The sequence below is a fragment of the Oceanobacter mangrovi genome (assembly GCF_019740315.1).
GTDB classification, from domain to species: domain Bacteria; phylum Pseudomonadota; class Gammaproteobacteria; order Pseudomonadales; family Oceanobacteraceae; genus Oceanobacter; species Oceanobacter mangrovi.
This window is the reverse complement of the sequence record NZ_JAHXZR010000001.1, coordinates 562407-583412: the sequence shown is the minus strand read 5'-3', so window position 1 is coordinate 583412 and position 21006 is coordinate 562407. Positions and strand designations below refer to the sequence as shown.

Genomic DNA, 21006 nt, shown 5'->3' with positions numbered 1-21006 from the left:
CCAGATCTTAAAATACCCGCTGAACATCGACATCTGCTTCACTCTCTGGCAGCTTGAAGCCCGCCACAGATTCACGCAGCTTGTTGGCCATTTCCGCCAGATTACCAATCGATTTCGCAGTAGCAGTAGTACCTGCAGAAGTCTGCGAGGTAATTTCCTGAATAACGTTCATCGTATTGGAAATATGGCCAGCGGAAGATGCCTGCTGACGAGCGGCGTTGGAAATGTTCTGAATCAGTTCCGCCAGGTTTTTCGATACGTTTTCAATCTCTTCCAGGGCAACACCGGCGTCTTGCGCCAGGCGAGCACCACGTACCACCTCTGTGGTGGTTTGTTCCATCGAGATTACCGCTTCGTTGGTATCGTTCTGAATCGTTTTAACCAGCGCCTCGATCTGCTTGGTTGCAGCAGCGGAACGTTCCGCCAGGCGCTGTACTTCATCCGCTACCACCGCGAAGCCCCGGCCAGCGTCACCGGCCATGGATGCCTGAATAGCAGCGTTCAGAGACAGAATGTTGGTTTGGTCAGCAATGTCGGTAATCAGGGAGATGATGTCACCAATCTCCTGAGAGGATTCACCCAGACGTTTAATACGCTTGGAGGTTTCCTGAATCTGCTCACGGATGTTGTCCATGCCGTTGATGGTTGCCTGTACCACTTCGGCACCCTTGTTGGCGATCGCTACCGACCGCTCCGCTACCGCAGAGGATTCGGAGGCGTTGGCAGATACCTGGTCAATAGACACCGCCATTTCGTTGATCGCCGCGGAGGCACCAGCAATTTCCTGAGCCTGGTGCTCGGATGCTTCCGCCAGGTGCATCGCAGTTGCCTGCGTTTCCTGGGCAGCAGAGGATACCTGTACCGCTGTCTCGTTAATCGCCGATACCAGCGAGCGCATCTGGTCGATCGCGTAGTTGATGGAGTCAGCAATCGCACCCGTGAAGTCCTCGGTTACTGTTGCCGAAGCTGTCAGGTCACCATCCGCAAGGTCAGCAATTTCGTCCAGCAGTCGCAAAATAGCCATCTGGTTCTGCTGGTTCTGGCTTTCAGTCGCTTGCAGGTCGCGGCGGGTACCCTGATACAGGGAAACACCGAGAAACACCAACATCAAACCAGCGAGGATACCGGCACCGATAGCCACTGTTTGCAGCAGGGTACGTTGGTCAGCGTTTTGCAGAATCGCGTCAGTCAGCTCGGAGGTCTGCTTCAGCAACACACGGGAATTCAGGAAGATAGAGTCAGATGCTTCACGAACCTGGAACAGTTCCGGAGAAGTTTCCAGAATCTCGTCTACTGAACCTGATACGAATTCAAACAGCTCTGCAACTTCAGACAAGGCAAATACGGCTTCTTCATCTTCTACCTTGGAGATGTTCATCGCCACGTTGCCCTGCAACATACCATTCAGTACCCGGCCGAACAGAGAGGCGTCGCGACCGAAGGCGTCCGCCGCCATTACCGCGTCTTCACCACCGGCCAGAACCTTGGCAACAGAACGCATAATACGTTCAGCCAACCACGACTGACGTTGGGCTACCGCGACCTGATCAGCTGGGGCATTGTTGTCCAGCAGGATTTCAACGATTTCGTCGTATTCCACCTGCAGCTGTGGAATCGTTTCGGAGAGAGTCGCGGCCACTTCGTGGAGCGACAGAATCACTTCCTGAGCACGGGTAATCTGGTCGGCGTTTTGACTAACACTACTCCAGACCTGTTCCACGTTGCTCATGGTTGCCACATCAGCAGGTGGCAAACCGTTCGCGGGGTCACCATTTTTAAGGTAGCCCCAGCGCTTTTCAAAATTCTCACGGGCGATACGCAACTGACCAAAGGCGTCTTCCGTACCAGACGCAGCTTCCACGGCGTTGGTCGCCATTTCCTGGGACAGTACCCGCAGCTCACCGGCATGTTCAATGTACTGTTCGTCGCGGCTCTGGGCGTTGTTCACCACCACCGTCAGACCGATAAACACACCAAGGAAAATAAACAGAAAAACCGCGAGAGCTACGTTCACACCGTTCTTCAACACCGTCGAGGCGACGCTACCAGTCTTTGAACTCATGCCTTTGTCTCCAAACTCACTGCATGCCAGTTGGGGCCGATATCAACCCAAAACATTGGTTACACCGCGATTTGTAAAAAATCGGACGACTGAACCAACTCGTCGATCCGGAAGATCGACCAGACTTTTTCATTTTTTTCGAAGCCGTAATGCACAAAGTCAGCAAGGCTGTCCTCAACCTCACTGACACTGCGCATGGTATCGACCGGAAACTGCTGCATCCCCAACACCGCATCGACCAGCAAACCGGTCAGGACATCGCCCTGCTCGATCACCAGTACCCGGCGAGAACGCCAGTTAACGCGCGAAGACAATCCCAGTAGACCAGCCAAATCCATCACTGGTACCAGACGTCCACGCACATTAGCGACCCCCAGCACCCAGCTTTTGACGCCGGGCACCTTGGTCAAACGAGGAGGTTGCAAAATTTCCGCAACCTGCCCCATATCGGTCACAAACTGCTGCCCTGCCAGCATAAAGCCCACGCCACGCCAATAACTGACAGCTTCAATTTGCTGTGGCAGCTCTGAGGCATTGGTGCGACTGCGGCGGGCAATGTCAACAAGCAGGGCGAATGGTGACATGATTACTTCGCCATCACCGAGTTAATTTCAGACAGCAGAATGCTTTCTGAGACAGGCTTCACCAAATAACCACTGGCGCCTTGACGTTTACCCCAAACCCGGTCTGTTTCCTGATCCTTGGTGGTTACGATAACCACGGGAATATGGGCAGTTTCGGCGTCCTTGGTGAGCTGACGGGTTGCCTGAAAACCATTCAGGCCTGGCATCACGATGTCCATCAATACAACGTCAGGCATTTCCTGCTTGGCCAAAGCCACGCCGTCAGCACCATTTTCAGCTGTAAGGACCTCATGACCATTTTTCTCCAACATGGAACGAAACACTTCGGTTTCGGTCGGAGAATCATCAACTACCAGAATGCGAGCCATGTTATGTACCCCTTAATGCTTCGCGTGCTTGCTTAGGATTTTACGTATTGTCGGATCGAGCCAAGCAGCTCGTCCTTGCTGAACGGTTTGGTGAGGTATTCATCAGAGCCAACGATGCGTCCCTTGGCCTTGTCAAACAAACCGTCTTTACTGGAAAGCATAATGACAGGAGTTGACTTGAACTTGGAATTATTTTTGATCAATGCACAAGTCTGATAACCATCCAGACGCGGCATCATAATGTCGACAAAGATGATATTTGGATTGCTGTCGGCAATTTTTGCCAGGGCATCAAACCCGTCGGTAGCGGTAATAACCTCACACCCGACCTTCTTCAGTAGTGTTTCTGCTGTGCGACGAATGGTTTTGCTATCGTCGATAACCATCACTTTGATGTTTTGAAAGTTGTCGTCCATAAAAAGGCCTTAAACCATCCGATATCGTGTTGCTATTACTGGCCGCGACCGCACGCAGGTTACGTTACGGTGCATGTTTGTATCACACATTAATTTACCAAGCTAGGACGTTACAATGTCAAAACTGTTTCACTTCCCGGAGTCATGAATGCGTTAGAATTAACATTTTCGCCGAACTTTCTTTCAATTAATGGACTTAGCCATGGCCAGAAAACTTGGGGTCATAATGGACCCAATCTCGACAATCACGTTCAAAAAAGACACCACCCTGGCATTGTTGGACGCCGCCCAGCGACTTGGTTGCGAGCTATATTATCTGGAACAGAGCGACCTATACATTGACTCGGGTCGTGCCATGGGTCGAATGGCACCCCTGACCGTACAGATGAATCCCGAACACTGGTTCGATATGGGGGAGTACCAACAACGGCCACTGGCTGACCTCGATATTCTGCTGATGCGCAAGGATCCACCGTTTGATGGTGAATTTATCTACAGCACCTACATCCTTGAATTGGCCGAAAAGGAAGGCGTTCTGGTCGCCAACAAACCACAAAGCCTGCGCGACTGTAACGAGAAAGTCTTTGCAACCCACTTCCCCGACCTGATGACGCCAACTCTGGTGACCCGTAACAGCCAGCTACTGAAACAATTCCACCAGCAACATGGTGATGTTATTTTCAAACCACTCGATGGTATGGGTGGCGCGTCGATTTTCCGCCTCAAGCAAGATGATCCCAACGTCAGCGTCATCATCGAAACCCTGACCAGTCATGGCCAGCAACAAATCATGGCGCAGAAATATATTCCTGCCATTGTCGACGGAGACAAGCGCATTCTGATGATCGATGGCGAACCTGTGCCCTACTGCCTGGCGCGCATTCCGGCCAGTGGCGAGACCCGTGGCAATCTCGCCGCCGGTGGTCGTGGTGAAACCCGCCCACTGACCGAAGACGACAAACGCATCGCCAGTATCGTTGGCCCCGAACTGAAAAAACGCGGCCTTTATTTTGTTGGTCTTGACGTGATCGGCAGCAATTTGACGGAAATCAACGTCACCAGCCCAACCTGCGTGCGGGAAATCAGCCGCGACAGTGGTATTGACGTGGCTGAACAGCTGATCAGTTGTTTGCTGGCCAAGTTGCACTGATGTCGCTTTGTGAACAGGGTGCGCTTTATGCGCCCTGTTCGCTAGACAAAGCCCCACGATCAGAGCAGACTCCGGTCTCATTATTGAACCCGGTTATTGACCTTTACTCGCAAGCTTACGAATACACCTCATGTCTGCTGTCGCTGTATCCAGCTCCGATCGCCTCACCTTTACGCTGTTTCTGGCGGTGCTGTTACATGCACTGATCATCCTCGGCATCAGTTTCAGCGCCGAAGACAAAAGCCATATTGCCAGCACTCTGGAAGTCACTCTCGCCAGCTACAAAAGCGACAAGGCCCCTGACAAGGCTGATTTCCTGGCCCAGGAAAACCAGCAAGGCAGCGGTACCGAAGAAGAAGCCCGCATGCTGACTACCGATGTCGAAGCCCCGTTTCACAATAACGACATCAAGGAATCTTCGGTTCAGGAACAGCAGGTCAGTGCGCCCAAACCAAATCCGGTTGAGCAAAACAAGGTAACCACCACCTCTGACACCCGCTTCAAAGCCCAGTCAGTGCCGCAAGATGCGCCTGTCGAAGCCAAACCAGTACCGGAAGGCGACCAGAAAATGCTGCTGCAACGCAGCCTCGAAATGGCCAGCCTCGAAGCCAAGCTCGACACCATGCGTCAGGCCTATGCCAAACGCCCAAGGGTCCAGCGCCTGACTGCTGCGTCCACCATGAAAGCCAGTGACGCCTATTACGTGAATAACTGGCGCCGAAAAATCGAAAAACTTGGCACTCTGAATTATCCTCGAGAGGCAGAGAACTGCTTTGATGATTGCCGCCTGCGGGTGCTGGTTGCCATTAATCCTGATGGCACCATCAACAACCTGGAGATTCTTGAATCTTCCGGCCGCAAGGTACTCGACGATGCCGCCTTGCGGATCGTGCGAATGTCAGCGCCTTTCGCACCTTTTACCGAGGAAATGCGCAAGTCCACCGATATTCTGGAAATCATCCGCACCTGGCAGTTCAAAGGTAACCGCTATCTGTCGGAAGGATCTTGATGAGACAACTCAGCAGTCTGAAGAATCAGCTACTGATCGCCATGCCACAGCTGCAGGACAGCTGGTTTGAAGGCACAGTTACCTACCTGTGCGAACATGATGAGCATGGAGCCATGGGACTGGTACTGAACAAACCCACCAACATCGACTTTGCCCAGGTTTGTGATCAACTGGATATTTTTCGCCAGCCACAAATCAATCCGGCCATGCTCAGTGGTGGCCCGGTCAGTAGTGAACAGGGTTTTATCCTGCATAACCAGCAAACGGATTACCAGGCGACTCTGACAGTCAGCCCGATTGCCCGACTGACCTCCTCAAAAGATATTCTGGTTGCCATAGGCAAGGGCGAAGGGCCGCTGGCCTACCGGCTGGCACTGGGTTACGCCGGCTGGAGTGCTGGCCAGCTGGATGAGGAAATCCTTGCCAACAGCTGGCTCAACGTCGAAGCCGACGAAGAGTTGCTGTTCCATACTCCCACCGACCAGCTCTACCAAACGGCACTGGCCCGCTTGGGCGTGTCGGCCGCCATGTTATCGGATCAGGCCGGACACGCCTGATGAGCAGCAATATCCCCGATCGTATTATCCATGTCATGGCGTTTGACTTTGGCACCAAGCGTTTTGGCGTTGCCATTGGTCAACGCCTCACTGGCAGCAGCCGCGCGCTGGAGCCGATTCGAGCCAAAGATGGGGTGCCCGACTGGAATCAGCTCGAGGCACTGGTGAAGGAATGGCAACCGGATGCCTTTGTCACCGGCCTGCCGCTGAATATGGATGGCAGCGACAGCGAAATGAGTCGTCGCGCCGCCAAGTTTTCCCGTCGTCTCGAAGGCCGCCTGCACAAGCCCAGCTATACCCATGACGAACGCCTCAGTAGTTACGAAGCCAAGGGTATGGTGATTGCCGACAGCGGCGAACGTGATTTTGGTCGTCATTCCGTTGATGGTCTGGCGGCACAATTGATTCTTGAAAGCTGGATGAACGAACATCCCCGTTCAGCCACGGAGTAACAGGGAGATCCTTATGCAATTACCCGATATCCAGCAAACCTGCCAGCAACTGACCGCTGACCTGCAGTCACTGTTGCAACAGCGTGGTATCGACAACCCCTTGATGGTTGGTATTCGTACCGGTGGCGTTTGGGTCGCCGACATTTTGCACAGCCAGATGACACTGGAAGAACCGCTCTTCAGCGTTGATATCAGCTTCTACCGCGATGACTTTGAACGTCATGGTCTGCATCCACAGGTAAAAGGTTCGGAACTGCCAGAGTCGATTGAAGACCGCCACATTGTGCTGGTTGACGATGTCATCATGAGCGGCCGCACGGTGCGCGCTGCGATCAACGAGTTGTTTGACTATGGTCGGCCAGCGTCCATCATTCTGGTATCGCTGTTTGATATCGGTCGCCGCGAACTGCCGATTCAACCGGATCTCTGTGGTGCCCGGCTGGCACTGGCAGAAGGTCAGCTGATCAAACTGAGTGGCCCGCAGCCACTGACGGTCAGTTTGCTCTGAAGTCGGGCTGACGAATCAATCGGCCAGCGGCGTGCCGATTGATTTGCAGACGTTCAGCCCCTAGTATTCGCGCCGCTTTGCACCCGCCCAACAAATCGCCCGGTTTGGCCAAGAGTTCAGCTATGACAACAGATCCCAATCAGATTCAGCTTACTGCCGACGGCAAGCTGAAACACTTTCTCACGATCGAAGGGCTCAGCAAGGAATTGCTGACGGAAATCCTCGACACCGCCGATTCCTTTATCAGTACCCAGGAACGGGCCGTTAAAAAGGTGCCCTTGTTACGCGGTAAAACGGTGGTAAACCTGTTTTTTGAAAACAGTACCCGTACCCGCTCGACCTTCGAACTGGCAGCGACCCGACTGTCAGCGGACATTCTGAATCTGGACATCTCGCGCTCGGCAACCGCCAAGGGCGAAACCCTGATGGACACCCTGTGGAACCTGGAAGCCATGTACAGCGACATGTTTGTCGTCCGTCATGCCGATTCCGGTGCCGCTCACTTTATTGCTGAACACGTCACTCCCAACGTCGCTATTATCAACGCCGGTGACGGTCGCCATGCCCATCCGACCCAGGCGATGCTCGACATGCTGACTATCCGCCGCCACAAGGGTGCGATTGAAGGCAAGGTGGTTGCCATCGTCGGCGACATCCTGCATTCGCGTGTTGCCCGCTCGCAGATTCATGCCCTTAACGCCCTCGGCGCCGCCGAAGTCCGGGTTGTTGGTCCGGCCACTCTGCTGCCACGGGATATTGAAGCTCTGGGTTGCAAGGCCTATTACGACTTCAACCTGGCGCTGCGTGACTGTGACGTGGTGATCATGCTGCGATTGCAAAAAGAACGTATGCAAAACGCCCTGCTGCCAAGCGAAAGTGAATTCTTCAAACTCTACGGCCTCACCACTGAAAAGCTGGCACTGGCGAAGCCGGATGCCATTGTGATGCATCCAGGGCCGATCAACCGCGGCGTTGAAATCGAATCCGCCGTTGCTGACGGCCCACAATCCGTCATCCTGAACCAGGTCAGCTATGGCATCGCCGTGCGCATGGCTGTCATGGCAATGGCCATGAGCGGCCAGCAAGCCAGCCAACAGGCAGCACAACAAGCCGATGACGATGCCCAGGGGGAGGCCAGCGCATGAAATATCTGCACATTCGTGATGCCCGGGTGATTTCCCCGGATCAACAATTGGACCAGATTTGCGACATTTATGTTGGCGAAGGCCGTATCCGTGCGATTGGCCAGAAACCAGCCGGCGGCACCATTGAATCGACCCTGGATGCCCAGGGACTGTGGCTGCTGCCTGGTTTTATCGATCTCAGCAGCTATTTGAATGAACCGGGTTATCCACATCGTGGCACCATTGCCAGCGAAACCCTGATCGCGGCCAGCGCCGGTTTTACCCATGTTTGCGCCCAGCCGCTGACCAGGCCCGTGGCCGACAGCGCCGCCGTCGTCCAGCTGATGCTCGACAAGGCAGCCAGCGCCGGCTACACCCGCGTGCTGCCATTGGGAGCCCTGACCCAGGGCCTTGAAGGCGAACAGCTGTCCAATATGGTTGGTCTGCGTAACGCCGGTTGTGTGGCGCTCAGTAACGCCCGTCAGCCGATCAAGGACGCCTACGTCATGCGGCGGCTGATGGAATACGCCGCGACCTACGACATCCGCCTGTTCCTGCACGCCAATGATGCCGCCCTCAGTGCCGGTGGAGTGATGCACGAAGGCCCGACGGCCACCCGCATGGGTCTGGCCGGGATTCCAGAAACCGCCGAAACCATCGCGCTGGCGCAAATCCTGTTGCTGGCCGAGCAAACCGGTGCCAAGGTCCACATCAGCCAGATCAGCTGTGCCCGCAGCATCGAAAAGCTGCGTGACGCCTGGCAGCATGGTCTGCCGGTCACCGCCGACGTCGCAATTGCAAACCTCTGCTTCACTGACGCCTGCGTCAACGGTTTCGACAGTCACTTCCACGTTCAGCCACCACTGCGCAGCGAAGCTGACCGTCAGGCCCTGCTGCAAGCCGTCAATGCGGGTGAACTGGCGATCTGTTCCAACCACCAGCAACACGAAATTGCGGCCAAGAAAGCACCATTTGCCGACTCCGCAGCCGGTATGGCGGTTTACGGCTCGTTCACCGGCCTGTTGATGGGACTGATCAATCGCGGTGAACTGGAACTCAACGCTACCCTGCGAGCGCTCAGCAGCCTGCCAGCAGCCGTATTGCAGCTGCAAACCGGCCTGCAGGAAGGTGAGCTGTTCAACGCCTCGCTGATTGATCCGATGGCCAAAACCGGCCAGGGACTGGGCGGCAAGGTGGTCGCAACCTTCGTTGATGGCTATCGCTCCTTCCGCACCGACGTCGACAGCAAGGCAGCGCTCTGAAATTCTGAGCAAAGCCCCGGTTAAAGTTAAGAATTAAAAAGCCGGTCACAGACCGGCAGCTGGAAAAATGCCTCCTATAATGGAGGCATGACCTCCGGCACCACGCAGTTCCCCACCACACGCCAGACCAGCGAATGGCAGCAAGCCTTTCTGCAGCTCAACCAGCAGAGGCTCACTCACGCCCAATCGATCATGCCCCGGCGTCACCAGTACATTCTGCAACTGTTGCCACTGCTGCTGCATTTCAACCAACCTAACTTGCCCGGTTTCAATGGTCCGGAAACCCCTTGCGGCATTGATCATTATCGAATCAACAGCGATACCGAGCTGGCCGTCCGCCATCTCCTGCGGGTAATGCCGAAACTGGATACCCATACCCGCCAGCAAAATGCCATTGGTGGTCTGTATGTGATGGGCAGCCTGGGTTCACTGGCACAAACGCCGGACAGTGATCTGGATATCTGGATTTGCCTCAACCAGTCACTGAATGAGGACGCCCGCCAGCGGCTGGAAGACAAGTGCCAGCGGCTTGAAAAGTGGGCCGCTGAAGACGATTTGGAAGTGCATTTTTTTATCATGGACCTTCAACAGTTCCGCCAGGGTCTGCAACTCGCGGCCCAAGGCGAAAACTGCGGTACCAGCCAACATCTGCTGCTACTCGACGAGTTTTACCGCAGCGCTATCTGGCTCGCGGGTCGTTATCCGCGTTGGTGGCTATTGCCCGTCAACAGCCAGAACATTGATGAGGAAAACTTCTGGCAGCATTTGGTCCGACAGGGCCAGGTACAGGCCGACCAATGGCTCGACTTCGGCAATATTCAGCAGATTCCGGTGAATGAGTTTGTTGGCGCTGCCATGTGGCAGCTGCACAAAAGCCTGTCTGGCCCCTACAAGGCGCTGCTGAAACTGATGCTGTTTCGCTCCTACGCCAGCAGCTACCCGGCCAGCCTGCCACTTTGCCTGGATCTGAAGAAGCAGGTGCAACAAGGCAACAATGATCCGGCCAGCTGTGACGCCTACCAGCTGATGCTGCATCGTTTGCTGCAGATCCCCAATCTCAGTCAGGCTCGTATCGAGCTGATTCGCCGCGCCTTCTACTACAAAACTGCCATCCGCCTGAGTCGCTCCGGTACAGACGCTCCTGGCAGCTGGCGCTATCGCCACATGCTGTCACTGACTAGGCAATGGCACTGGAGCCGTGACCAGCTTGAACAGCTCGACAGTTACCGCGACTGGACGCCGCAGCAGGTATTCCGCGAACGTAATGACCTGGTTAACGAGCTACTGAGTTGTTACCGGCAGATCCAGCAATTCAGTGAACGTCACGTCAACTCCCTGTACATCAGCAACAGTGATATTCGGGCGCTGGGTAGCCAGCTGCACGCTGCCTTTGATGCCCGCCCCGGCAAGATCGTGCGGATCAACCCGGGCATTTCACCATCACTGGTGCAACATCAGCTGACGCTCTGCCGCTACCCCGGCGTCTGGCAACTGGCGCCCGGTTATTGGCTGGACCCACCACCGGACGAGCGCATTCTGCGCCAGAGCCCGAGCCTGATTGAATTATTGGCGTTTGCCGAACTGAATGGTCTGATCGGCCGCGATACCCGTATCGACAGCTTTCCTGCCGACGTCATCAGCCGCCACGAACTGAAGCTGACGGCCAATGCAGTGCGCAGCCTGTTACAGGCGCCAATGCCAACAGCCGACTGGCTACAGAAACCTCATACCACCCACTTGCAGGTATTTATCAACTGCGGCAGCGATCCGCTGGCAGAACTCAGCAAGGCCGGTTTGCATAAAATTACCGATCGCGATGACGTGCTGAATTTCAGTGGCACTCGCACCAATCTGATTTCAACCGTGGATGTTTTGACCCGTAACAGCTGGGACGAATGGCAGGTTGATCATTTCCATGGTCAGGAAGCGCTGAATCAGGCACTGCAAAAGCTGCTGCCCTTGCTGGTCGACCGCAAACAGCGACCCGCATTTGAACTACTGTGCTTTGGTGCCACCCGTGCCGCCCAAATTCGCCACCGCGTTTTACAATTACTGGCCAGTGCCATCGGTCATTTCCGCCGTCATCAGGCCGCCAGCGTCTACCAGCTCGGTAATCAGCGCTTCGGCCTGCAACCCAGATTCAACCCGCTTGACCAGCAAGCGGCACGCTGGCAATACCAGAATCTCAGCAACGATGGCGACCTGATCGATTTTCTGCGGCGGCCGCGCGAACGTTTTTCACCCACCTTTGCCGACCGCTATTGCCCGACACCGCTGCCGCTTAACGACATCATGCAACACTGCAAGCCAAACCACTGGCAGCTGTTTTACCAACAGCGCGGCAACACACTGGAGTTTTATCTGGTCGACGAATACGCCGCGCTGGTGCGCTACCGGCTACCACGCTCACAAGTCCGCTACTGGCTGTTGCCGACCCTCCGATTCCTGCTGCAACTGCAACACCGCTGGCACCACAACAACCCGGGATTCGGCGGTCTGCTACTGTTTGAACTGATCGAACAGCAACACGCTCACCCACTCTACAAATCCCGCAAAAGCGACTGGATCGTCAACCGGCGCGGCATTCCGGAAGCGGCCAACCAGCCAGCGGCGATTGATCTGAGTGTGCACTTTGACGCCGACCGCCAGCCGACCTTCTACTGCAACTACGAGGAATTCAGTATCTGGCAGCATGGCGACAACCTCTACGAAGACATTCGCAAGCGAATCCAACAACTGCGTAACAGCCAGGAACGTTATCCCTGCTACCTCAGCGATGTGATTGTCGAAGACACCAACAACCATAACCTGTTGCAGCACTGGCACCGCAAACAACAGCAAGAACATTACATCAACCAGCCATCCAGCTGAGACAGCTTCCGCACTGCGTGTATAATGCCTGGTTAACAAACGATACAGGCCCCAAGCCGAAATCCCTGCCACTCCAACGTGCCTGTCAGCACGCCGAAGCAGACTTTCGCCGGCCACCACCTGCAGAGAGAAGCTCGATGAAATCGTCGTCATGGTCACCCCGCCGCCTGATAGCCCTGTTGCTGGGCGCGGTGCTGAGTCTGATGCTGCTTGGCACCTCTGGATGTGGACAGAAAGGTCCCCTGTATCTGCCTGAACAACCTGATACGGAACAGACCTCTTAAATGTCAGTATTTAACTACCAGCAGGGCAGCCTGCACGCCGAAAACGTTGATCTGGCAGCCCTGGCTGCAACCCATGGCACGCCGCTGTACGTTTACTCCCGCAAGGCACTGGAAGATCACTTCCTGGCCTACGACAAGGCACTCGGCGAGTGGCCACATCAGGTCTGTTTTGCCGTCAAATCCAACGCCAACCTGGCGGTGCTGAATGTACTGGCCCGCCTGGGTGCCGGTTTCGACATCGTCAGCCAGGGTGAACTGGAGCGGGTACTGGCCGCCGGTGGCGAGCCAGCCAAAATCATTTTCTCCGGTGTTGGCAAACAAGCCGCTGAAATGCAGCGCGCGCTGGAAGTCGGCATTGGCTGTTTCAACCTCGAATCCGAAGCCGAGCTGGAACGTCTCAACGAGGTTGCGACCTCGATGGGCAAGGTTGCCCGGGTATCCGTGCGGGTAAACCCGGACGTTGACGCCCAGACCCACCCGTATATTTCTACCGGCCTGAAAGATAACAAGTTTGGTATCGACATCGAGCGTGCACCGGCGGTTTACCAACGCGCCGCCAGCCTGCTAGGTATTGAAGTGATTGGTGTCGACTGCCACATCGGCAGCCAGCTGACTTCCATCACACCATTCCTGGATGCGCTTGACCGCCTGCTGCTGCTGATCGACGACCTGGCCGGTAAAGGCATCACCATTGAGCACCTGGATCTGGGTGGCGGCCTGGGCGTCTGTTACAACGACGAAACCCCGGCTTCACCAGCGGAATACATCGACGCGGTCAAAGCCCGTCTGGGTGAGCGCCAGTTCAAGCTGATCTTTGAGCCAGGCCGCTCCATCTCCGCCAACGCCGGTGTGTTCCTCAGCAAGGTGGAATACCTCAAGCTCAACGAACACAAGAATTTCGCCATCATCGACGGCGCCATGAACGACCTGATCCGACCATCCCTGTATTCCGCCTGGCAGGCCATCAAGACCGTCAAGCAGAACAGCGATGCGCCAGTGCGCACCTACGATCTGGTCGGCCCGGTGTGTGAAACCGGTGACTTCCTCGGCAAGAACCGTGAGCTGGCGCTGGAGCAGGGTGACCTCATCGCCGTGATGTCGGCTGGCGCCTACGGTTTTGTGATGGCGTCCAACTACAACACTCGTGGCCGTGCCGCCGAAATCATGGTTGATGGCGAGCAGTCCTATGTGATTCGCCAGCGTGAAACCATTGCTGAACTGTTCCACAACGAACAGCTGCTGCCGGAGCACGCATGAGAGTCAAATTCAGCAAGATGCACGGCATCGGCAATGACTTTGTGGTGATCGATCTGGTCACCCAGACTGGTCGCATCCGCCCGGAGCGGGTGCGCGAGCTGTCTGACCGCAATTTTGGTATCGGTTTCGATCAGCTGCTGATCGTCGAACGGCCCAACCGGCCGGACGTCGACTTCCGTTACCGCATCTTCAATGCCGATGGCAGTGAAGTGGAAAACTGCGGCAATGGTGCCCGCTGTTTCGCCCGCTTTGTGCATGAAAATCATCTGACCGGCAAACGGGATATCCGCGTTGAAACCGCCACCGGCATTATGGAATTGCACCTGACCGACGATGACCAGGTTGTCGTCGACATGGGCCAGGCGATTCTGGAACCGGCCAAAATTCCGCTGCTGGCCGAACAATTCATGCCAGAATACCGGCGTGATATTCCGGGCATCGGTGACGTGCGTTTTGGTGCCGTGTCGATGGGCAACCCCCATGCCGTCATCCGTGTCAACGATGTTGATACCGCGCCGGTGGAAAGCTGGGGCCCGATCATCGAGTCCTGTGAATTTTTCCCCAACAAGGTCAATGTCGGGTTTATGCAGATTGTGAATCCGCATGAAATCCGGCTGCGGGTGTTCGAGCGCGGTAGCGGCGAAACCCTCGCTTGCGGCACCGGCGCCTGTGCTGCCGTGGTGTCAGGCCAGCTGCGCGGCTGGTTGCAGCCCGGCGTACTGGTGCATTTGCCCGGCGGTGATCTGAAAATTGATTGGGACGGCCAGTCCAGCGTCCATATGACCGGACCCGCCGAAAGTGTTTTTGAAGGCCGCGTAACCATCTGACTCAACCGCTAACCCGAAGCAGGTAAGGAAATGAGCCAACAGCCAAGACTCACCGAAGCCGATGTAGAGCAGTTTCTGCACGATCATCCGGAATTCTTCGTCGGCAAGGACGAATTGCTGTCGCAGCTGCGGATTCCGCATCACAACGCCAGCGGTGCCACCAGCCTGATCGAACGTCAGGTGCAGGTGCACCGTGACCGCAATGTCGAGCTGCGCCAACGGCTGTCAGATCTGTTGGAAAATGCCCGTCGCAACGACCAGCTGTTCGAGAAAACCCGTCGGCTGGTGCTGGCGCTGATCGAAGCAGACAGCTGGCTGGCCCTGCATGCGGCGCTGGACGACTCACTGCGCAACGACTTTGGTGTTGATGCCTGGCGTTTGTTGCACTTTACCGAACGCCAGCTGGAACGGCCGCTGGTTGCCATTCGCAACCAGGAACAGCAACGTAACATCCATCGTCTGTTCAAGGGCCATCGGGCCATTTGTGGCCAGCTCAGCAAACAGGAAATGGCCACCTTGCTGAATCTGGATACGACCGACATGGGTTCGATTGCGGCAGCCCAGATTCGTGGCCAGGACAACCACGGTATTCTGGTACTCGCGAGCCAGAATCCCGGGTATTACCGCACCTCGATGGATACCCTGTTTCTGGATTATCTGTGTGATGTACTGGCGTTGCGCCTGCATCAGACTCCGGTTGCCCGCTAGCAGGCAACCGGTTCCAAGCCTTGCACCACACTACCCTGTTATTGCAGTCAGGAGCCTGAATTGACCATCAAGCTGGTAACTTTCGATCTCGACGATACGCTCTGGAATCCGGCCGCAGCGCTGCAACGGGCAGAACGGGCCTGTTACGAATTTATCACTGCCGAGTGCCCACAACTGGCCAGCCTCTACGACCTCGAAGGCCTGCGTCAGTACCGTATCGACCTGGGTGAATGTTATCCATCGATGGCCCAACAGGTATCAAAACTGAGAATCGAAAGCCTGCGCCGTGCAGTGATGCAGACCGGCATCAAAAGCGAACCGGCACTGGAACTGGCGGAAGCGGCTTTTGCGGTGTTCTACCGTGAGCGCAGCCAGCTGGAACTGTTTGAACAGACCCTGCCGCTGCTGCAAAGCCTGACCCGACGACTGCCGGTTATCGCCGTCACCAATGGCAATGCTGACTTGCAACTGGCCGGTGTCGACGACTATTTCCAGGCCTGTATTACCGCGGATGACATTGGTATCGCCAAACCGGCACCAGACATGTTCCATGCCGCGCTCAACCATCAGGGTATCGAGCCGCACGAATGTATTCACATCGGCGACCACCCCCACAATGATGTTGATGCCGCCCGTCAGTTGGGCATTCACGCCATCTGGACGCCGTTGTACCAACAAGACTGGCCAGCAGAGCTGGCGGCGCCACAATACGTTGCCGAAAAGCTTGAGCAACTGGATGCCCTGATCCATCAGCTGGAACTGCAATACGCCAGCTGAAGCGCCTGAATCAAAAGCGCAAAAGCAAACGGGGAGCCGAAGCTCCCCGTTGTTGATTCTGACGACTGCCCTGCCTGCCACGTACTACGCCAAATGGTACCCGCAGCAGCTACGTCTTCCAGCGCTCCGACCGCGCATGAACCCGGTGAACCAGCCAACCGCTTAAATCGGTCGACTACCGTAGTTCGACTGCGGCTTGCGTGGGGGATCTGCCATGACATTATCTTCCACCTGCTCGATTTTGCCCCCTTTCGCCAGAAACGCCGCAACGTCATCTTCCAGCGAGCGACGCAGCTCATTATGAACCGTCATCGACTTGGCTTCGTCTTCTTCCTCGGCAGCGGCTTTTTTGGCTGCCTTGGTCGATCCTGATTCATCATCAGAATCATCGTCGACATCATCACCAATATCTTCGTTATCCTGCATGTCGTCTTCATGCATATCCAGATCTTCGTCAGACATGAACACCTCCCCTTGTAAGTGCAAGCCCAATAGATATAGCCAAAACTGACGTCCTTGCCACGAGAAAACACATTCCGTAACAATTTTTCTCAATGAGTACCAATGCAGGTGGTCCTTCGAATCCCGTAACGCTGAATACGTCGATACAGGGTCGGCCGGGAGATATTGAGCTGGCGTGCGACGGCACTCAGATTCCAGTCATTATCTACCAGTAATCCAGCCAACTGGTGGCTCTCATCGATTATTGACTCAGACAGGCTATCGGCCAAAGTTTCCCTGGCTTCAACCGGATGAACAAGATTGTTCAGCATTGGCAACGAATTTTCCGGATGCAGATCATCAGGAAGATCATCAACACCGATCAGGCCGGATTCTGAATGCGCTTCCGCATAGGCCAGTACATTCACCAGCTCCCGCACATTGCCCGGCCAATGCCAGCCCAGCAACGCACTGACAGCATCCGCCCGTAATGCCAGACGAGCACGTCCAACCTGCTGCTGCAGCTTTTTGAGCAAGCGTCGCATCAGATATTCACAATCACTGCGCTGCCGCAGTGGTGGCAGCGTCAGAGTCGCGCCATTAAGACGATAATACAGATCCGCGCGGAACCGACCGGTTTCAATCAGGGCAGGAAGATTTTGATGGGTTGCCGCGATCACCCGGCAATTCACAGCCTGTGGTTGCGACGCTCCCAGCGGCGTTACCGAATGTTCCGCCAACACTCGCAGCAGACGGGTTTGCAATAACAGCGGCATATCGCCGATTTCGTCCAGAAACAAAGTGCCGCCATCCGCTTGTTGAATCAAACCGGGCGCCCCTTTGCTGCGGGCTCCGGTGAAGGCCCCGGCAGCATAACCAAACAATTCACTTTCAATCAGAGACTCTGGAATTGCAGCGCAATTAACAGCCACGAAAGGAGCGTTACTGCGATGGCCTGACCGATGAATCGCATTCGCCAGCACGTCCTTGCCGGTGCCGGTTTCGCCCAGTAACAGCAGATTGACGTCACGTTTACGGAAGCGTTTGGCCTGCTGCAGGGTTTTACGCATTGCCACATCATCACCGGCCAGACTGTCCAGCTCTGGCACCCGGTCCAGCTCAACAGAACTACCAGCGACTAGCTGGCGGCTGGACACAACCGGCTGGATCAGGGTGCCAAAAACCTGCTGCCCTAACAGCTGCAAGGCCGTCACGCCGTCGTGACTCAGATGATGAGCCGCCAGAATCTCTGACCAGCTGGTTGCCAGCAGCGATTCAATCGAAGCCCCCGGACCACCAACCTGCTGCAACCAGCGGCGGCCTGTGGTATTTCCGGCCAGCACCAGCCCATCATCGTTGAGCGCCAGCAATATACGGCCATTCAGACTGACCAGCTCGCGGGAGTCATCACAGCGAAAGATCGTATGCTGGCGATAACGGCGCAGAAAATAGGCATCCTCGATCATATGGGCATACATGCGGGTCAGGTGTAACGCAAAGGTTTGGCTGTCACGGGGATACGGCGAATTCAGCGCCGAGATATCCAGCACGGCCATCAGCTCGCCGGCGGGATCAAATATGGGAGCGGCCGTACAGGTCAGCGAGATATGAGCGCCGTCAAAATGATCACCACGATGACAGGTCAGAGCCGTTTGTTCTTGAATACAGGTGCCGACAGCACAGGTTCCGGCATGCAGCTCACTCCAGTCAGCTCCCAGATACAGACCTGCCTGACGCAGTGGCTCACGATATTTGGCCTGACCATGAAACTGTACGGCAACGCCCTGGCGATCCGTCAACAGCAACACATAGCCAAGCTCGGCAATACCAGCGTAGAGTTGCTCAACACCAGCCCGTGCTACCGCCAATAACTCATCGGCGGCGTCCTGATGTTCCCGCAGAGCTGACGCCGTGACAATCCGGGCTGGTTGCCGCCGCCCTGGCTCCAGACCATAGTCCTGCAAGCAGCGCCACCATGAACGGCTGATCAGATCCTGTGGCGGAATGGTGCTGGAGTCGCGGGCGAACTCCATCAGAACCCGGGTGTGATCATACGATTCGCTGGTACCTGCCTGCGCAAACCGATTTGCAGTCATCGACTCACCTCGCCGCTGAAAAGCGCATTGTTATTATTGGATCAGGTCAATCAGACAGCAGTTTATGGAGCATTATCCGGCCTTGTCACAGGCCCATTCGTTCCACCTTGCCAAACCGTTACAAGTGTAACGCTGATGTGACAGCTGTATCGGCAGGCGCCGTTACAGCTGTCACAGAGTTTCGCCACCAAGCCGCTGGCAAAACGCCTTGTAGAAAAAATATTTCCTTATTTTTCAATCAGTTGAATAGATCAATCCGTTAACTGGCAGAGCTGGCACAAGGGCTGCTCAAAGGTATCTACGATAGCTGTCAGACCAACGACAGACATCACAGGCAGAAAAACAACAACAACCTGCGGAGATACCAATGACCCACTCCTATCAATCCCCGGCTTCGATAGCAGCCCAACAATGGCTCGACAAACTCAATCAGACGCTGCGCCAAAGCGGCCCAGAAAGTGCTGCCGAATTGTTTGAAGCCAATGGTTTCTGGCGCGATCTGGTCGCCTTCACCTGGAATATCAAAACGCTCGAAGGCCGCCAGCAGATTGCCACCATGCTGGCAGCGACACTCGACCACACCCGCCCCGGCAACTGGCAGCTGGAAGAGGAAGCCACTGACAACAACGGCGTTATCGAAGCCTGGATTACCTTCGATACCGCGGTCGCCAGCTGTCGAGGTCATCTGCGCTTGCGCAGTGGTCTGGCGTGGACCCTGCTCACCACCATGGTTGAGCTGAAAGACTATCCGGAAAGAAGGGGCTTCAAACGGCCTCGGGGAGCAGAACATGGCATCAACAAACACCGTCAGACCTGGCAGGAAAAACGCCAGCAAGAAGCCGAAAGCCTGGGTTACAGCGAACAGCCCTATTGCCTGATTATTGGTGGCGGTCAGGGCGGCATTGGCCTGGGCGCACGCTTGCGCCAGCTGGATGTACCAACGCTGATCATCGACAAGCTTGAAAAGCCCGGTGACGCCTGGCGCCGCCGCTACAAATCCCTCTGCCTGCACGACCCGGTCTGGTACGACCACATGCCGTATTTGCCTTTCCCGGATAACTGGCCGGTATTTGCTCCGAAAGACAAAATTGGCGACTGGCTGGAAATGTACACCCGGGTGATGGAGCTGAATTACTGGGGTTCGACCGAGTGCACATCAGCCCGCTATGACGAGCAGGCCGAAGAGTGGATTGTCCATGTCTGCCGTGACGGCGAACAGCTGGTGTTACGTCCCAAACAACTGGTACTGGCGACCGGCATGTCGGGTATCCCGAATATTCCGGCCATTCCGGGTCAGGACCAATTTGAAGGTGAACAACATCACTCCAGCCAGCATCCTGGCGGCGAAGCCTACAGCGGCAAAAAAGTGGTGGTACTGGGGGCCAACAACTCGGCCCATGATATCTGTGCAGCGCTGTGGGAGCATGGTGCTGACGTCACCATGATCCAGCGCTCATCAACGCACATCATCAAATCAGATTCGCTGATGGATAAAGTGCTGGGTGGACTGTATTCAGAGCAGGCCGTACAGAACGGCATGACCACCTACAAAGCGGACCTCACCTTCGCATCCATTCCCTTCCGGATCATGCCGGAATTCCATATTCCGCTGTATCAACAGGTTGCCGAGCAAGACGCCGATTTTTATCAGAGCCTCGAAAAAGCCGGTTTTATGCTCGACTTCGGCGACGACGGTTCCGGTTTGTTTATGAAATACCTGCGCCGGGCATCGGGCTATTACATCGACGTTGGCGCTTCTGAACTGATCGCCAGCGGCGATATCAAGCTGAAGAGCCACACCACCATTGAACGCATTACGCCTCATTCGGTGATTCTGACCGATGGCTCCGAACTGCAAGCAGACCTGATCGTCTACGCCACCGGTTTTGGCTCAATGAATGGCTGGGCCGCCAAAATCATTTCACAGGAAGTCGCCGACAAGGTTGGCAAGTGCTGGGGTATGGGGTCAGCAACGACCAAGGACCCGGGCCCCTGGGAAGGCGAACTGCGCAACATGTGGAAACCAACCCGTCAGACTGCCTTGTGGTTCCATGGCGGCAACCTGCATCAGTCCCGTCATTATTCGCAGTATCTGTCGCTGCAACTGAAAGCCCGTATGGAAGGGATCAAAACCCCCGTCTACGGTATGGAAAGTGTGCATCACCTGACCTGAGCGACCGCTAGCCAAAGCGACCTTCATTTGAAGGTCGCTGCTGATGATTCGGCCGTCGTCATGCAGGGCTTGACGATTGT

Annotated in this window: 20 protein-coding genes; 14 read left to right on the top strand and 6 right to left on the bottom strand. The window is 55.6% G+C overall.

What is annotated here, in order from left to right:
* Window positions 1-7: 7 nt before the first annotated feature.
* From K6123_RS02635 to pilG, 4 genes are read right to left on the bottom strand one after another with little or no spacing between them, the layout of a single operon-like run.
* Entirely contained in the window at window positions 8-2062 is a 2055-nt protein-coding gene (locus K6123_RS02635) for a methyl-accepting chemotaxis protein (protein WP_221793813.1), read from the bottom strand.
* A gap of 59 nt (window positions 2063-2121) precedes the next feature.
* Complete coding sequence (locus tag K6123_RS02630) at window positions 2122-2646, bottom strand: chemotaxis protein CheW (protein WP_221793811.1); 525 nt, start codon at window positions 2644-2646, stop codon at window positions 2122-2124.
* Between the two features lie 2 nt (window positions 2647-2648).
* Window positions 2649-3014: a twitching motility response regulator PilH gene (pilH, locus tag K6123_RS02625; protein WP_221793809.1), complete on the bottom strand. Its 366-nt coding sequence runs from the start codon at window positions 3012-3014 to the stop codon at window positions 2649-2651.
* A gap of 32 nt (window positions 3015-3046) precedes the next feature.
* Window positions 3047-3430: a twitching motility response regulator PilG gene (pilG, locus tag K6123_RS02620; RefSeq protein WP_028292354.1), complete on the bottom strand. Its 384-nt coding sequence runs from the start codon at window positions 3428-3430 to the stop codon at window positions 3047-3049.
* Window positions 3431-3632: 202 nt separating this feature from the next.
* Here pilG and gshB point away from each other — a divergent pair, with 202 nt between their 5' ends.
* From gshB to K6123_RS02555, 13 genes are all read left to right on the top strand, one after another.
* Window positions 3633-4580, top strand: coding sequence for a glutathione synthase (gene gshB / locus K6123_RS02615; protein ID WP_221793807.1), 948 nt, complete (start codon window positions 3633-3635; stop codon window positions 4578-4580).
* A gap of 130 nt (window positions 4581-4710) precedes the next feature.
* Window positions 4711-5589, top strand: a complete 879-nt coding sequence (locus K6123_RS02610; protein ID WP_221793804.1) for an energy transducer TonB — start codon at window positions 4711-4713, stop codon at window positions 5587-5589.
* Window positions 5589-6146, top strand: a complete 558-nt coding sequence (locus K6123_RS02605) for a YqgE/AlgH family protein (RefSeq protein WP_221793802.1) — start codon at window positions 5589-5591, stop codon at window positions 6144-6146. Before K6123_RS02610 ends, K6123_RS02605 begins: the two co-directional genes overlap by 1 nt.
* Window positions 6146-6598 (top strand): Holliday junction resolvase RuvX, encoded by a 453-nt coding sequence (gene ruvX / locus K6123_RS02600; protein ID WP_221793800.1) that lies wholly within the window; start codon window positions 6146-6148, stop codon window positions 6596-6598. The genes K6123_RS02605 and ruvX overlap by 1 nt, the downstream gene beginning before the upstream one ends.
* A 13-nt stretch (window positions 6599-6611) precedes the next feature.
* On the top strand, window positions 6612-7106 hold the full coding sequence (pyrR, locus tag K6123_RS02595) for a bifunctional pyr operon transcriptional regulator/uracil phosphoribosyltransferase PyrR (RefSeq protein WP_221793799.1): 495 nt from the start codon (window positions 6612-6614) through the stop codon (window positions 7104-7106).
* A 122-nt stretch (window positions 7107-7228) separates the two neighbouring features.
* Window positions 7229-8251, top strand: a complete 1023-nt coding sequence (locus K6123_RS02590; RefSeq protein ID WP_221793797.1) for an aspartate carbamoyltransferase catalytic subunit — start codon at window positions 7229-7231, stop codon at window positions 8249-8251.
* A complete protein-coding gene (locus tag K6123_RS02585) occupies window positions 8248-9492 on the top strand; it encodes a dihydroorotase (protein WP_221793795.1) in 1245 nt (414 codons plus the stop codon). The genes K6123_RS02590 and K6123_RS02585 overlap by 4 nt, the downstream gene beginning before the upstream one ends.
* Before the next feature lie 87 nt (window positions 9493-9579).
* On the top strand, window positions 9580-12363 hold the full coding sequence (locus tag K6123_RS02580) for a class I adenylate cyclase (protein ID WP_221793793.1): 2784 nt from the start codon (window positions 9580-9582) through the stop codon (window positions 12361-12363).
* A gap of 137 nt (window positions 12364-12500) precedes the next feature.
* Window positions 12501-12647 (top strand): LPS translocon maturation chaperone LptM, encoded by a 147-nt coding sequence (gene lptM, locus K6123_RS23495; protein ID WP_221793789.1) that lies wholly within the window; start codon window positions 12501-12503, stop codon window positions 12645-12647.
* Complete coding sequence (gene lysA / locus K6123_RS02570) at window positions 12648-13904, top strand: diaminopimelate decarboxylase (protein WP_221793786.1); 1257 nt, start codon at window positions 12648-12650, stop codon at window positions 13902-13904.
* Window positions 13901-14731, top strand: a complete 831-nt coding sequence (gene dapF / locus K6123_RS02565) for a diaminopimelate epimerase (protein WP_221793784.1) — start codon at window positions 13901-13903, stop codon at window positions 14729-14731. Before lysA ends, dapF begins: the two co-directional genes overlap by 4 nt.
* Window positions 14732-14761: 30 nt before the next feature.
* Window positions 14762-15439, top strand: coding sequence for a DUF484 family protein (locus tag K6123_RS02560; RefSeq protein WP_221793782.1), 678 nt, complete (start codon window positions 14762-14764; stop codon window positions 15437-15439).
* A 60-nt stretch (window positions 15440-15499) separates the two neighbouring features.
* Window positions 15500-16216: an HAD family hydrolase gene (locus K6123_RS02555; RefSeq protein ID WP_221793780.1), complete on the top strand. Its 717-nt coding sequence runs from the start codon at window positions 15500-15502 to the stop codon at window positions 16214-16216.
* 162 nt (window positions 16217-16378) lie between these two features.
* Here K6123_RS02555 and K6123_RS02550 read toward each other — a convergent pair whose 3' ends face one another.
* Entirely contained in the window at window positions 16379-16678 is a 300-nt protein-coding gene (locus K6123_RS02550) for a hypothetical protein (protein WP_221793779.1), read from the bottom strand.
* A gap of 89 nt (window positions 16679-16767) precedes the next feature.
* Window positions 16768-18753, bottom strand: a complete 1986-nt coding sequence (locus tag K6123_RS02545; protein WP_246624568.1) for a sigma-54-dependent Fis family transcriptional regulator — start codon at window positions 18751-18753, stop codon at window positions 16768-16770.
* Between the two features lie 367 nt (window positions 18754-19120).
* Here K6123_RS02545 and K6123_RS02540 point away from each other — a divergent pair, with 367 nt between their 5' ends.
* Complete coding sequence (locus K6123_RS02540; protein ID WP_221793778.1) at window positions 19121-20926, top strand: flavin-containing monooxygenase; 1806 nt, start codon at window positions 19121-19123, stop codon at window positions 20924-20926.
* Window positions 20927-21006 lie beyond the last annotated feature (80 nt).

Bases quoted from the DNA above. Each gene is read 5' to 3' on its own strand.
- K6123_RS02635 (WP_221793813.1), bottom strand. From the start codon at position 2,062: ATGAGTTCAAAGACTGGTAGCGTCGCCTCGACGGTGTTGAAGAACGGT.
- K6123_RS02630 (WP_221793811.1), bottom strand. From the start codon at position 2,646: ATGTCACCATTCGCCCTGCTTGTTGACATTGCCCGCCGCAGTCGCACC.
- pilH (WP_221793809.1), bottom strand. From the start codon at position 3,014: ATGGCTCGCATTCTGGTAGTTGATGATTCTCCGACCGAAACCGAAGTG.
- pilG (WP_028292354.1), bottom strand. From the start codon at position 3,430: ATGGACGACAACTTTCAAAACATCAAAGTGATGGTTATCGACGATAGC.
- gshB (WP_221793807.1), top strand. From the start codon at position 3,633: ATGGCCAGAAAACTTGGGGTCATAATGGACCCAATCTCGACAATCACG.
- K6123_RS02610 (WP_221793804.1), top strand. From the start codon at position 4,711: ATGTCTGCTGTCGCTGTATCCAGCTCCGATCGCCTCACCTTTACGCTG.
- K6123_RS02605 (WP_221793802.1), top strand. From the start codon at position 5,589: ATGAGACAACTCAGCAGTCTGAAGAATCAGCTACTGATCGCCATGCCA.
- ruvX (WP_221793800.1), top strand. From the start codon at position 6,146: ATGAGCAGCAATATCCCCGATCGTATTATCCATGTCATGGCGTTTGAC.
- pyrR (WP_221793799.1), top strand. From the start codon at position 6,612: ATGCAATTACCCGATATCCAGCAAACCTGCCAGCAACTGACCGCTGAC.
- K6123_RS02590 (WP_221793797.1), top strand. From the start codon at position 7,229: ATGACAACAGATCCCAATCAGATTCAGCTTACTGCCGACGGCAAGCTG.
- K6123_RS02585 (WP_221793795.1), top strand. From the start codon at position 8,248: ATGAAATATCTGCACATTCGTGATGCCCGGGTGATTTCCCCGGATCAA.
- K6123_RS02580 (WP_221793793.1), top strand. From the start codon at position 9,580: ATGACCTCCGGCACCACGCAGTTCCCCACCACACGCCAGACCAGCGAA.
- lptM (WP_221793789.1), top strand. From the start codon at position 12,501: ATGAAATCGTCGTCATGGTCACCCCGCCGCCTGATAGCCCTGTTGCTG.
- lysA (WP_221793786.1), top strand. From the start codon at position 12,648: ATGTCAGTATTTAACTACCAGCAGGGCAGCCTGCACGCCGAAAACGTT.
- dapF (WP_221793784.1), top strand. From the start codon at position 13,901: ATGAGAGTCAAATTCAGCAAGATGCACGGCATCGGCAATGACTTTGTG.
- K6123_RS02560 (WP_221793782.1), top strand. From the start codon at position 14,762: ATGAGCCAACAGCCAAGACTCACCGAAGCCGATGTAGAGCAGTTTCTG.
- K6123_RS02550 (WP_221793779.1), bottom strand. From the start codon at position 16,678: ATGTCTGACGAAGATCTGGATATGCATGAAGACGACATGCAGGATAAC.
- K6123_RS02545 (WP_246624568.1), bottom strand. From the start codon at position 18,753: ATGACTGCAAATCGGTTTGCGCAGGCAGGTACCAGCGAATCGTATGAT.
- K6123_RS02540 (WP_221793778.1), top strand. From the start codon at position 19,121: ATGACCCACTCCTATCAATCCCCGGCTTCGATAGCAGCCCAACAATGG.